Origin of the sequence: Mesorhizobium sp. B2-6-4 (genome assembly GCF_006441495.1) — a bacterium.
Taxonomy (GTDB): domain Bacteria; phylum Pseudomonadota; class Alphaproteobacteria; order Rhizobiales; family Rhizobiaceae; genus Mesorhizobium.
Genome location: NZ_VFUE01000001.1, coordinates 15,410 through 27,977, shown reverse-complemented (window position 1 = coordinate 27,977; position 12,568 = coordinate 15,410). Strand labels below are relative to the sequence as shown.

The 12,568-nt window shown below is 64.2% G+C and carries 13 protein-coding genes; 6 read left to right on the top strand and 7 right to left on the bottom strand.

Features of this window, described 5'->3' with window-relative positions:
* Positions 1-16 precede the first annotated feature (16 nt).
* From FJ426_RS00130 to FJ426_RS00120, 3 genes are all read right to left on the bottom strand, one after another.
* The gene (locus FJ426_RS00130) at positions 17-304 is read right to left on the bottom strand and encodes a PTS sugar transporter subunit IIB (RefSeq protein WP_140513359.1); all 288 of its coding nucleotides are present in this window, start codon (positions 302-304) and stop codon (positions 17-19) included.
* Positions 305-321: 17 nt separating this feature from the next.
* Positions 322-783, bottom strand: coding sequence for a PTS sugar transporter subunit IIA (locus FJ426_RS00125; RefSeq protein ID WP_140562200.1), 462 nt, complete (start codon positions 781-783; stop codon positions 322-324).
* Positions 784-857: 74 nt separating this feature from the next.
* Positions 858-2,264, bottom strand: a complete 1,407-nt coding sequence (locus FJ426_RS00120) for a PTS transporter subunit IIC (protein WP_140562198.1) — start codon at positions 2,262-2,264, stop codon at positions 858-860.
* Positions 2,265-2,850: 586 nt separating this feature from the next.
* Here FJ426_RS00120 and FJ426_RS00115 point away from each other — a divergent pair.
* The 3 genes from FJ426_RS00115 (at position 2,851) to FJ426_RS00105 (ending at position 4,866) form a co-directional block, all read left to right on the top strand.
* On the top strand, positions 2,851-4,164 hold the full coding sequence (locus FJ426_RS00115; protein ID WP_140562196.1) for an NAD(P)H-dependent oxidoreductase: 1,314 nt from the start codon (positions 2,851-2,853) through the stop codon (positions 4,162-4,164).
* A 67-nt stretch (positions 4,165-4,231) separates the two neighbouring features.
* A complete protein-coding gene (locus FJ426_RS00110) occupies positions 4,232-4,474 on the top strand; it encodes a type II toxin-antitoxin system VapB family antitoxin (RefSeq protein ID WP_140501063.1) in 243 nt (80 codons plus the stop codon).
* On the top strand, positions 4,474-4,866 hold the full coding sequence (locus FJ426_RS00105; RefSeq protein WP_140562194.1) for a type II toxin-antitoxin system VapC family toxin: 393 nt from the start codon (positions 4,474-4,476) through the stop codon (positions 4,864-4,866). Before FJ426_RS00110 ends, FJ426_RS00105 begins: the two co-directional genes overlap by 1 nt.
* Positions 4,867-4,876: 10 nt before the next feature.
* Here FJ426_RS00105 and proC read toward each other — a convergent pair whose 3' ends face one another.
* The 3 genes from proC to FJ426_RS00090 are packed head-to-tail and all read right to left on the bottom strand — an operon-like array spanning position 4,877 to position 8,065.
* Positions 4,877-5,692, bottom strand: a complete 816-nt coding sequence (proC, locus tag FJ426_RS00100) for a pyrroline-5-carboxylate reductase (protein ID WP_140562192.1) — start codon at positions 5,690-5,692, stop codon at positions 4,877-4,879.
* A 59-nt stretch (positions 5,693-5,751) separates the two neighbouring features.
* Positions 5,752-7,098, bottom strand: coding sequence for an O-antigen ligase (locus FJ426_RS00095; protein ID WP_140562190.1), 1,347 nt, complete (start codon positions 7,096-7,098; stop codon positions 5,752-5,754).
* Positions 7,067-8,065 (bottom strand): glycosyltransferase, encoded by a 999-nt coding sequence (locus FJ426_RS00090; RefSeq protein ID WP_140562187.1) that lies wholly within the window; start codon positions 8,063-8,065, stop codon positions 7,067-7,069. Before FJ426_RS00090 ends, FJ426_RS00095 begins: the two co-directional genes overlap by 32 nt.
* A gap of 171 nt (positions 8,066-8,236) precedes the next feature.
* Here FJ426_RS00090 and FJ426_RS00085 point away from each other — a divergent pair, with 171 nt between their 5' ends.
* From FJ426_RS00085 to FJ426_RS00075, 3 genes are read left to right on the top strand one after another with little or no spacing between them, the layout of a single operon-like run.
* Positions 8,237-9,409, top strand: coding sequence for a glycosyltransferase family 4 protein (locus FJ426_RS00085; protein ID WP_140824705.1), 1,173 nt, complete (start codon positions 8,237-8,239; stop codon positions 9,407-9,409).
* Positions 9,406-10,200 (top strand): WecB/TagA/CpsF family glycosyltransferase, encoded by a 795-nt coding sequence (locus FJ426_RS00080; RefSeq protein ID WP_140568171.1) that lies wholly within the window; start codon positions 9,406-9,408, stop codon positions 10,198-10,200. The genes FJ426_RS00085 and FJ426_RS00080 overlap by 4 nt, the downstream gene beginning before the upstream one ends.
* A complete protein-coding gene (locus tag FJ426_RS00075; RefSeq protein WP_140686545.1) occupies positions 10,197-11,126 on the top strand; it encodes a DUF6492 family protein in 930 nt (309 codons plus the stop codon). Before FJ426_RS00080 ends, FJ426_RS00075 begins: the two co-directional genes overlap by 4 nt.
* Before the next feature lie 46 nt (positions 11,127-11,172).
* Here the strand turns inward: FJ426_RS00075 and FJ426_RS00070 are convergent, their stop codons facing one another.
* A complete protein-coding gene (locus tag FJ426_RS00070) occupies positions 11,173-12,468 on the bottom strand; it encodes a lipopolysaccharide biosynthesis protein (RefSeq protein WP_140501079.1) in 1,296 nt (431 codons plus the stop codon).
* Positions 12,469-12,568 lie beyond the last annotated feature (100 nt).

Below are 12,568 nucleotides of genomic sequence, written 5' to 3'. Positions count from 1 at the left end.
GAGCGCGTGCCGCGGCCTACTTGCGCAGTTGCGCCTCGATCTCGTCGAGCACCTTGTCCTTGCCGATGCCGGTGAGGAAGGCGAGGCCCTTGATGACCGGCTTGGTCACCGAAGCCGAGATCGGCGTCGTGGCGACGATGAAGTCGACGCTGTCGGCCAGCCCCGGCACTTCGGTCGCCTTGGCCTGCTGGGCGTTGAAGGTCAGGCCGCGCTGCTTCATCGCCTCGGTGACGGCGACGTTGACCGCGGTTGAGGTGGCTATGCCCGTGCCGCAGGCAAAGAGAATTGTTTTCTGTCTGGACATCTCTTGCTTCTCCTTGTTCAGCCGAGCACGGCCCGAACGTCGTCTAGCGTCGTGGCCGACCTCAGGCCGTCCAATGCATCTGGATTCTGGATGGTGGCCATAACGGCCTGCAGCGCTTCAATCTGCTTGTCCTTGTCATTGATGGCAAGCAGGAAGACGAAGCCGACCGGCAGCTTCTCGTCGGGGTCTTCCATGTTGGCGAAGACGACGGGGTGCTTCAATGTGCCCAAAGCGATCCCGGGCTTCAGGACATGTTCCGGATCGGTGTGCGGCACCGCGACATTGTCGGCGCGCTCCAGCGGCAGTCCTGTCGGGATGGTCAACTCGCGGCGCACGACCGCGTCGGCGTAGGAACTTCTGACATAGCCGAGCGTCTCGAGCCGGCCGGCCAGGATGCGGATGATCTGCTCATTGGTCGAGGCATCGGATCCGAGCACGATCGCTTCGGGGTCCAGAAGCTGCATGAGTCCGTCAGACATGTTTTTGCTCCGTCGATAAAATCATGCGCCCGGGGAGGGCACACGATCATTTCAAACGTCAGGCGTGATGAGGCTCAGGCCGTGCCTTCGGCCGGCTCGTCCTCGGCGCCCGCTGCCCGTTCCCAGCCGAGCGTGTTGCGGCGATAGAGGACGAACAATGCCGCGATGACCACGGCGATCACGACGATGCCGGCAAGGCCAAGTCCCTGGATCGCCTCGATGATCACATAGGGCACCCACAGGAAGCCGTCGACGACCGAGGTGATCTGCAGCGCGTCTGCCGGCAGCTTGAAGCCCGACGCGACGGCCGCACTTGTGAACAGCGGCGCCAGCGCGTTGGCGACGTAGAAACCGATCGCCAGCGTCACCGTGCCGATCACCACCATGCGGAACACATTGCCTTTGACCAGAGGGGCGGTCATGGCGACGATGAAGGGAATGACCGCCAGGTCGGCGAACAGGATGACGCGGTTGCCCGGCAGGATCACCGACAGGATGATCGCGATAGGCACCAGGATCAGCGACGACGAGATCGCGGCGGGATGCCCGATCAGGATGGCGGAGTCCAGGCCGACCAGAAGCTCGCGGTCGCCGGTGCGCTTGCGCACGAATTCCTGCGCCGCGTCGGAGACCGGGATCAGGCCCTCCATCAGGATCTTCACCATGCGCGGCAAAAGCAGCATGACGGCTGCCAGGGTCATGCCGGTGCCAAGCACCTTGGCGAGCACCGTGCCGAGATCGCCCGCATTGTAGAAGGCGATGGCACCGAGCACGAGACCGATGATCAAGCCGAGCACGACAGGTTCGCCGAACACGCCGAACCGGCGCTCGATGGTCTCGGTGTTGATGTTGATGCGGTTGATGCCGGGAATACGGTCCATGATCCAGTTCAGGATGATGGCGATCGGCAGGATCTGCGCGGAGGCCAGGTGCGGCACCGAAATGCCGGGCACGCCATAGAACTGCTGCACCGCGCGCGCCGACCAGTCGGCGAACAGCAGCGACAGCGCCGCGACCAACGCCGCGATGGCGATGCCGTAGGCCAGATTGTCGGTCGCCGCCACGACCAGCGAGCCGACAAAGGCGAAGTGCCAGAAGTTCCAGACGTCGACATTGAGCGTGCGCGTCATGCGCGTCAGCAACAGCACGATGTTGACCAGGATGCCGACGGGGATGACCCACAGGCCGACCGACGAGCCGAAGGCGATGGCGGCCGCCGACGGCCAGCCGACATCGATGATGTCGCGATGAATGCCGGTGTTGGTGACGATGGCTTTGGCGACGTCGCCGATCGACGTGAACATCAGGCCAAGCACGAGATTGATGCCGATGAAGGCGACGCCGATGGTGACCGCGGCGCGAAAAGCCTTGCTGACCTTTGCGCCCAGAACGACGGCTATGATGAAAATGACGATCGGCAGCAGCACTGTTGCGCCGAGCGTGTCGATGGCCCCTTTGAGGCCCGCAAGAATAGTATCCATTTGTCCTCCCCTGGAGCACCGAGCCCGACCCCCGGGTTCGAAATGATGCTCCGTTGACCTCCAACGCCTTTGCCGCCAACCTCGGCGCAAAGGCACTCCCCGTTCTGCCCGCGAGGCGGAATGCGTCCCGCTCGGTGATGCGGGATGAACATTTGCCTTCGCTGGCGAACGAATGTTTTATTGAGGCAGTTCAAGGCAATGTCAATTGGCAAGTCTTTGAACCCAAGGCATCCGGGCTGACGGAGCCTTCGCCTGTGCGCTCTTGACGGACCATTGAACGGAAAAATCCGCCTGTGCGGCGGGCCCTTGGCGCAACTCAGCACCATAGGCAAATATGTAGCATAGTTGCCCTCACCCAGTCAAGAAAAAATTCCTATCAGGAGAAACTGCCGGCACAGCGGACTGGCAGTCGTCAGGTCTTTGTCGCCGAGTTCGGAGCCCAGTCTTTGGGCCAACCGAACCGTGGCGAGCGCATCTGTCCTGCGCGATTTCATGGGAAATTGACGGGCCGAGGCCAGTTTCGTTGGCAAGGAGGAGCTATTCCCTGCTAATCCGACGCGAACCAGGAAGCTGTGGACATCCCCGCATGACCAATGTCGCCTTGACCGGGCTCGCCCGCGATCTCGCCAGCCGTGCCGCCGAGGGCCGCCCGGTACGCATCGGCGTCATCGGTTCGGGCGAAATGGGCACCGATCTGGTCACGCAAGGCATGCTGATGCCCGGCATTTCGGTCTGCGCGGTCTCGACAAGACGTCCGCACACGGCGCGCGAAGCGATCCGCATCGCCTATGGTGACGAAGCGATGGCCGTCGAAGCCGATACCACTTCGAAAGTCACCGCGGCGATCGAGTCGGGAAAGATCGCCATCACCTCCAACGAGATGCTGGTCACCAATCCGCTGATCGACGTCGTCATCGACGCCACCGGCAAGCCCGGCGTCGCCGCCGACTTCGACCTGATGGCGATGCAGCATGGCAAGCATCTGGTGATGATGAATGTCGAGGCCGACGTCACCATCGGCTGCTATCTCAAGCAGCAGGCAGATCGCCTCGGCGTCGTCTATTCGGTCGGCGCCGGAGACGAGCCCTCGAGCTGCATGGAGCTGATCGAGTTCGCCTCCGCACTGGGCCTGACCATCGTCTCGGCCGGCAAGGGCAAGAACAACCCGCTTAACCACGATGCCGTGCCCGACGACTATCGCGAGGAAGCGATCCGCCGCAACATGAACCCGCGCATGCTGGTCGAGTTCGTCGACGGTTCGAAAACCATGGTCGAGATGTGCGCCATCGCCAACGCCACCGGGCTGGTGCCCGATGTGCCCGGCATGCACGGCCCGAAGGCCGACCGCGACGACCTCGTCAAGGTGCTCATTCCGCGCGAGCATGGCGGGCTGCTCACGAAAAAGGGCGTTGTCGACTACACGGTCGGCAAGGGTGTCGCACCCGGTGTCTTCGTCATCGTCGAGGCGACCCACCCGCGCATCGTCGAGCGCATGGACGACCTGCATATCGGCCACGGTCCCTATTACAGCCTGTTCCGGCCCTACCATTTGACCTCGCTGGAAGTCCCGCTGACCGCAGCCCGCATCGTGCTCTTCGGCAAGCCCGACATGGTGCCGCTGCCAAGGCCGGTCGCCGAGGTATGCGCCGTCGCCAAGCGGGATCTGCTCGCCGGCGAAACCTTCGATGCGATCGGCGAGACCTGCTATCGCTCCTGGACGATGACCGTCGAAGACGCTCGCGCCCGGCGTGCCGTGCCGGTCGGCCTACTCGAGGGCGGCAAGGTGCTGAAACCGGTGAGGAAAGGCGAGCTGTTGACGGTCGACAACGCCGCACCCGACCGGGCGACGAGACTGTTCGCTCTGCGCCGGCTGCAGGATGAGATGCTGTACGAAAAATAAGCCCGTTGTGGCGCTGTCATGACAGATGCACTATATTGTAATGGCAGATGACGCTGAGGATCGACCAATGAACCTCCAGATCAGGGACCCGCGTGCACGTGAGCTGGCACAGCGGCTCGCCGCCAAACGCAAGATTTCGATGACCGAGGCGGTGATCGAAGCTCTTGAGTCCGAACTGAAACGGGAAAGTGGACGCGCTCCGTTGGCGCAGCGGCTGGCTGCCATCGCTGATGAACTCAAAGCCAGAGCTGGTCATGGCGGCCGGCCCGTAGACAAGGATGAGATCGATGAGATGTGGGGCCACTCTTGATGTTTGTCGACACCTCGGTGGTCGTCGCAATTCTTTCGGGAGAGGGAGATGCTGGCGAGTGGAGCAACCGCATCGCGGTAGCACCTCGCAAAATTACTTCCGCGTTGGTGGTGCTCGAAGCGGCTATGCGGCTTTCAACTATGCTGGCCGTTGAGCCGCTTGTCGCTGAAGTGGCGATAGAGGCTTTTCTGCGCGAGTCCGAAATCGAAATCGTTCCGATCGGCGCCGGCGACGCCAAGCTCGCGGTCCAAGCTTTTTCAGACTATGGAAAAGGACGCGGGCATCCCGCCCAACTCAACCTGGCCGATTGCCTGTCCTATGCATGCGCAAAGAGTCGTGGCTCTGCTCTGCTCTACAAAGGCAACGACTTCTCGCATACCGATCTGGCCTAGGGAGTCTGCTCTATTTCCCCAGTTCGATCGACCGCAGCCGCGCCGCTTCCACCGCTTGCGTGAGGAGATTGGTCAACCGGTCCTCGCCCATCAGCACACCAAGCGCCGCCGCCGTCGTGCCGTTCGGGCTGGTCACCTGCTGGCGCAGCAGGCCCGGCTCCTCGCCGCTTTCGGCGGCGAGGGAGGCGGCACCATAGACGGTCTGCATGGCGAGCAGCCTGGCGGTCGCCGCCGGCAGGCCCGCCTTCTCGGCGGCGACGGTCAGCGCTTCGATGAAATGGAAGATATAGGCCGGCCCCGATCCCGACACGGCGGTCACCGCATCCATCAGTCCCTCCTCGTCGATGGTGGCCACTTCGCCGCTGGCCGACAAGAGGTCGGCGACGAAACGCTTGGTGTCGTCGGAAACCAGCGGATTGGAAAACACCACCATCATGCCCTTGCCAATGGAAGCAGGCGTGTTGGGCATGCAGCGCACAACAGGCGCGCGGTCGCCCAGGATTTCCTCGAAGGTGGCGACCGGCGTGCCCGCGGCAATGCTGACGAAGGTGGTGCGCCCATCGCCGAAACGTTTGTAGGCGGCGGTGACGTCGCGGATCACCTGCGGCTTCACGGCGATAACGATGAGATCAGGCACGGCACTGGCCGGAATATCGGTGGGGTCGGCAGCCGTTCCGCATCCCAGTGCGGCCGCGCGCTGGCGCAGGTCGGCATTGGGCTCGACCACGAAAACGGCCGACGGTGCAAGCTTTCCGGATTTCAGCCAGCCCGAGAGCATGGCGTAGCCCATATTGCCGCAGCCGGCGAGAACAAGCCTGATCGTCATCGAAAGCCCTCCGAGGAAAGGCTTCACATAGACGCTCGCGGATCAACGGGGAAGCCCTGTCAGGTGGAGTGGCCCAATCGCGCGCCACGACCGGCGTTACGCAGCGCGACCGGACGCAGCGAAACTTGTCTGAGCCCAAGCACACCGAGCACGAAGAACAGCCACACCGGATCGCCGCGATGAAAGAAGAAGCTTTCGAGGAAGGCGTTGAGCGCGGCGAACAGCACCACCATCATGAAGAAGTCGCCGAGATAGATGTTTTCCTTGCGCAAGGGAATGCGCATGTAGTCGCGCAAAGGGGCGATCAGGAAAGTGTAGACCGCCACGCAAAGCGCCGGAATGCCCATCAGCACCGCGATGTCGAGATAACCGTCATGGCCGTGCACGATGGTCCTGATATCCCACGGCCGGTCGAAGGGCTGATCCTGGTTGAGCAGCAGCGGCGTTCCCCAGAAACTCTCATAACCGTAGCCGGTCCACGGTTTCTTCGCCAGCATCTCGCCGGCGAACTCCCAGAGCGTGGTGCGCCCGGTATAGGTCAGGCCGGGAAAATAGATCGCCGCCAGCTGTTTCACCGGCGGCAGGAAAACGATGCCCAGCGTGCCGACCGCGGTAGCGATGATCGCCAGCGCGAACAGGATCGGCGTGCCGAGTCGCATGCCCATGAGGCTTGGAAACATGACGATCAGGATCGAGAACGGCACCAGGCCGGCCGTGGTCTTGGATCCGGTGTGCAGCATGAACACCATCGCCGCGAAGAAAATTCCGGCGCCCCAGAACCGCTGCCCGCGCCGGAAGAGATAGAGGCCGGCGAAACTGAAGCAGGCCATGACCGGACCGGCGATGTTCTTGTGGGTGAAGACGCCGCGCCACAGGCCGGCATGTTCGGGTTCCTGCGAATCGGCCGTGTGCATTGCCTCGTGCGGAAAGGCGATGAGGCCGAGATAGGAAAGGCCCATGACCGCCACCGCGGTGAAGATGATGACCTTCGAGAAGGCGTCCGCGTCGCGCGGCAGCACGAGGATCGTCGCCATCGTCAGGATGCCGATCATGGTGAAGGAGGCGGCGCGCATCGCCGAGGGCGGGTCTGTCGCCAGCACCACCGACAGAAAGAAGAAGCCCAGCATCAGCACCCAGGAAGGGCTGAGCAGCGAGCGCACGATGCGCGGATCGGCGAAAGCCATCAGCGAAAAGACGGAAACGGCGCCGAGCGAGCCGAAGCCGAGCTGGTTGACGATGTCGCCGCCTTCGCCGGTGAGTTCCGCGCCCGCGGGCTGGAACGGGCGGAAGGACACCATGACGACGGTGAACAGCAACGCCGCGATCGCGGTTGCCACGCCGTCGCGCGTGAACGCGGCGCCGAGCGGCGCGCGCTCAGTTCTTTTCAGGCTGGCGGTATTGCTCATTGGCATATCCGAATTCGGCCAGCACGCGGCCCAGCGCCACATGGACAGGGTAGATTGCGGCCGCGGGCGATCCTGTCCGTGCCAGCCTGGCGGCCCCGCGAAATGGCGAGGCGGCAAGCAGGGCCAGGCTCTTCAGCAACACCTTGACGCCGGCCAGCGGGGTGCCGGCGCGTTTCTTCTTTTCGACCAGCGTCGAGATCACGCCGTTGCGCAGGCTGCGGGCGCGGATCCAGTCGGCCTCGACCCGCCGGGCCGGGACGGTCTCGGTCACGCTGGCCTCGGCGCACCAGCCAAGCGCGAAGCCGCGCTGCGCCGCCCGGCTCAGGAAGTCGGAATCGCCGCCGCCCATGAAATTGAATCTCAGGTCGAGGAACGGCGGCCCCATGGCGGTAAGCACGTTGCGCCCCACCAGGAGATTGCCGGACGAATAGAGCGCCGGCACGAGGCCCGTCTTGCGGTAGGGCGGCGCGAAGACCGGATGCTTGGCCCAGCGCGCATGGGCGGGATCGGCGAAGTCGGGCACTTGCGGGCCACCGACAATATCGGCGCCAAGGCTCTCGGCCGCCCCGCACATCCGTTCCAGCCAGTGCGGGTCGGCTATCTCGTCATCGTCGATGACCAGCAGGTGCCTGAAATTCGGAAAGTGCAGGATCGCCGCCTGCCAGCCGGCATTGTAGGCGCTGCAATTGCCGCGCTGATGCGCGATGATCACCATGCCCGGTATCTCGCCGCGCTCGAACAGCGGCAGCGACGCCTGGGCGCCGGCCCGCGCCTCGGCCTCGTTCTCAATGACGATGACGGCAAAGGGCCTGCCGGTCAGCTGCGCGCGCAGCGACGCCAGCGTTTGCAGGACCTGGTCCGGCCGCTTGAAGGTCGGCAAGGTGACGACGGCTTCGACGGCCTGCGTGTCAAGCCGGGGGGATCGTCCCGCGATCGATACCGAACCGTCCGATGGCAAAGGGATCATCCGTGTCAGCCGCATGGTGGGTCGAGTTCTGTTAGCACCACGACGATAACGTTTCGTTAATCACCTTTCACGGAGTGGCCCTTCAGGCGGGGGTTTTGGGCCGTCGATGCGCGCGCGTTTAATCAAGGGTTCACCGCGCTTTGCTACCGGCTGCACCACAGGATAGGTGAGATGCATCTGCTGTTCGCCACATCGATCGTGCCCGATGGCGCTCTCGCATCGGGCTACGAGATCGCCAATGCTGCAATCATCGCTGCCTTGCGGCGCGCCGGCGCGCGCGTCACCGTCATCGGCTTCATCTGGCCGGGGAAAGCCGCCGCCGATCCTGAAAGCACCATCGTTCTGGGTGCCGTCGACGTGCGCACCGAAAATGCTTCAGCGCTGCAAAAGCTTGCCTGGGTCGGCAAGGCGATGCTTTCGGGCCTCACCTTCGCGTCGGCCAAGTTGCGTGCGGTCTCCGATGCCGAAGTCCTCGCCGCCATCGAGCGCGCCGGCCCCTTCGACGGCTATGTGCTTAATTCCGTGCAGTTCGCCGGCGCCTTCGAAAAACTCTTCGACGAGCGGCCTTCGATCTTCGTCGCCCACAATGTCGAGCATCTTTCGGCGCGGGAAAATGCCGCTGCCGCCCCGGGCATCTTCCAGCGCCTGTTGTTCCGCCGCGAGGCAAGGCTGCTCGAGAGCGTGGAAGAGCGTCTGTGCCGCCGCGCGCGTTTCGTCTTCACGCTGGCCGAGGAAGACCGTTCGGCACTTGGCGCGGCCTCCGACGACCGCTCGGCGGTGCTGCCGCTGGTGACGGGCGCCAGGCCACCGGCGCACAGCGGTCGGCGCAAGATCGAGTGCGACGCGGCGCTGATCGGCACCTGGACTTGGCAGCCGAACCGCATCGGGCTCGGCTGGTTCCTGGACAAGGTGGTGCCGCATCTGCGCCCAGACTTCCGCATCAGGATCGCCGGCAGCATCCCGTCTGACATCGCCTCGACGCATCCCGGCGTCGCTTTCGTCGGACGCGTGCCGGACGCCCAGGCTTTCATACGCGGCGGCGCCGTCATCCCGCTCATCAGCACCGCCGGCAGCGGCGTGCAATTGAAGACGATCGAAACGTTCGAGCTCGGCCTGCCCGCCGTTGCCACCAGCCACGCGCTGCGCGGCATCGACCATCGCCCGGTCAATTGCGCCGTCACCGACGATCCGGTCGCCTTTGCCAAGGCGCTGGAGGCCGCGGCGGCCGATATTACGGACGTCGACGGCAGCGCGTTCCACCGCCGGCAGCTCAAGGCGCTGGACGCCGCCATTCGGTTTGGCCTGGAGAAGCTCGGTCCGGTCATGCAGGAGGCGTTTGCATGAACATGCACGCCGCCCGCGCCTCGTTCGGGCCCGACACATTGAAGACGATCTTCGGCATCTCCGTGCTCGCCATTCGCTGGGACGACGCGATCGCCCTGCTGACGCGGCTGATCGTGGAACGACGCTTCACCAAGGTCAGCTTCCTCAACGCCCATAACGCCAATCTCGCCTACACCGATCCGGTGTTCGCCCAGGCGCTCGACGATTTTCTCATCCTGCCGGACGGCATCGGCGTCGATCTCGCAGCGCAGCTTCTCTATGGCGCGCCGTTCCCGGACAATCTCAACGGCACCGACTTCGTGCCGGCCTTTCTGCGGTCGGTGACCCGGCCGCTGACCGTGGGGCTGCTCGGCGCGACGCGCGTCAATGCCGAGGCCGCGTCGAAGAAGCTCGCGGCGATTGCCGTCCAGCACAGATTCGTGGTCATCCATGACGGCTACTTCTCCGCTGCGCAGGAGCCGGAAATCATCGAACGCATCGCGGCGCTGCGGCCTGATATGCTGCTGGTCGCCATGGGCGTGCCGCGCCAGGAATTGTGGATCGAACGGCACATCGACGAGCGCCACTGCACGCTGCCGGTCGCGGTCGGCGCGCTGCTGGATTTTCTCAGCGGCGCCGTGCCGCGCGCGCCCTTGTGGATACGGCGCCTCAGGCTGGAGTGGCTGTTTCGGCTGGCGGTCGAGCCGGGACGGCTCTGGCGCCGCTATGTGGTCGGCAACCCCTTGTTCCTGTGGCGGGTCCTCAAACAGAAATTGTTGAACCGGCCCCAAGCCGCCGGAGACGTCCGTTGAACGAGAGGTTCGTTCCGGGCGCGATCGCCGAACCCGGACTGCTTCGGGCAACGCCGACGGCAGCCATGGTGACGGCAAGCTATGCGCCGGATTTCGAGCGTTGCCGCTTGCTCTGCGAAACCCTCGACCGGCACGTCACGGGCGTCGCGCATCACTACATTCTGGTCGAAGGCCGCGACGTCAAATTGTTTCGACGGTTGGAGAGCGCCAACCGTTCCGTCGTCGACGAACGTGAGCTGCTGCCGCGCTGGCTGCATGTCTTCGACGATCCGCTCAGCCTGTTCCGGCGGCGCGTCTGGCTCAGCTTGAAGACGCAGCCGCTCCGCGGCTGGCACGTGCAGCAACTGCGCCGCATCGCCGTTGCGGCGCACGCATGCCAGGACGTCCTGGTCTTCTGCGATTCCGACGTCGCCTTCCTGAAGCCTTTCGATTGCGGCGCGTTCTGGCGCGACGGCAAGGCGCGGCTGTTCCGCCGTGACGGCGTGCTTGCGCAGGACGGTCATGACGAGCATCGCATATGGTCGCGCAATGCCGGCTCCGCGCTCGGCATCGATCCGTCGAGGAATTCGGTTCACGATTACATTTCGACGCTGATCGCCTGGCGCCGCGACACCGTGCTGGCCATGTGCAGTCGGATCGAGGAGGTGCATGGCCGAAACTGGGTCGAGGTCGTCGGCTCGGCGCGCAAATTCTCCGAATGCATGATCTATGGCCGCTATGTCGACGATCTGCTGGACGGCGCTGGCCACTTCCATGGCTCGGAAGAATTCTGCCGCGTCCACTGGACCGGTGAGGCGCTGTCGGATGATGAATTCCGTCGCTTCGTTGCCGCCATGGCGCCCGAACAGGTGGCGATCGGCATGCAGTCCTTCATCGGCACCGATACCGGCCGCATCCGCCGGCTGATCGGGCTCGACCGACCCTGATCCTGAAAAGCGAACCGGTTCGCGGAAAGACTGCCCGGATGAAGGATCAGATCGCCTTCGCCGGCTTGCGCAGCGCCGAATAGGTCAGCAGCATCGACGCGAGATAGAGCAGCAGGAAGACGACGTTGAGCGACAGCACCAGCTTCGATGTGTCGGCAATGGTTGTCAGCACATAGGTCAGCAGCAGCGCCTTGAGAGCGGCGAGCAGGCCGAGATTGAGCGCCCGCACCAGCGTCTGGCCGCGCGCGAACAGAAGTTCCGCCTGGTATTCGACCAGATTGCGCAGTCCCGGAACGCCGATCGCAAGCGCCACCAGGGGAGCGGCCTCCGAGACGTTCTTGCCGAGCGCCCCGGGGAAGAAATGCAGCACCACGGCAAGCGCCAGCAGCGCCAGCGTCGAGACCGCGAATACGCCGCCTTCGATGCCGCTCTTGACCGCCAGCCGTGACAAGAGCTCCGGGGCGCGCATCATGCGCTGCACCAGCATCATGGAGAAGGTGCGGATCGGGATCGCCGTCAGGTCGACCAGCCGCATGATGATGGCATAGATGCCGGCCAGGTGCGGCCCGCCGATCGCCAGCACCAGAAGCTTGTCGAACTCCATCTGCAGGTAGAACAACACCTCGGCGCCGGCGACGTAGATCGAATCGGCGAGCCGCCTGAGATAGAGCTCGCCGCGCAGCCGCAGCCGCTGGCGCGGATAGAAGAGGCCGAACGCGACCAGCAGCGAGGCCGCGTTCGCGCCGATATAGAACCAGGACCACACCCAGACGCTGTGTTGCGCCCAGAACATGAACAGCACCGCGCCGGCCGCCCGCAAAGCGGTCGCCAGGATCGCCAGCACGGCGGCACGGCCGAATTTGCCGAGCCCGTTGTTGACGATCAGCGCCACCTCCACCGGCCGCCACAGAAGCGCCTCGGCAAAGACGATTGCCGCGAACACCGGCAGCGGCACGGTGCTGGCAAAGAAGATCAGGTAGACGATGTAGGAGGCCGCGGCGAGCAGCGGCAACGAGACGATGCCCAGCAGCAGGAAGCCTGCGGTGAAGGTGCCGATCAGGTTGGGGCGGATGGTGGCGGTGCGGTAGAGTGCCGAGATGAAGCCGAAGGCCAGAAGCCGCGACAGCATCACTCCGGCGGCCGAGGCGGTGGCGAACATGCCGAACTCGGCGATGGAAAGCGTATTGGCCAAGGCGATGAAGTAGGCGAGTGAAAACACCAGCCGCCCGCCGGCGCCGCTGATCGCTGAAAAATAGTCGCGAACCATCCCCCGTCTTTCGGCCACGAAGGTGCCGATCCGGGCGAGGGGCCGCCTCTGCGGTATGTCGCTGGCCTCAGTCATAGGTCAGGGAAAGGCATAGGCGGCAAAGTTTAACGTGCCCTTCTGAATTCTTCCTGCATCTGCTGAAATTCCAAGCAGCCGGCATCAAGCAATGCTTTCG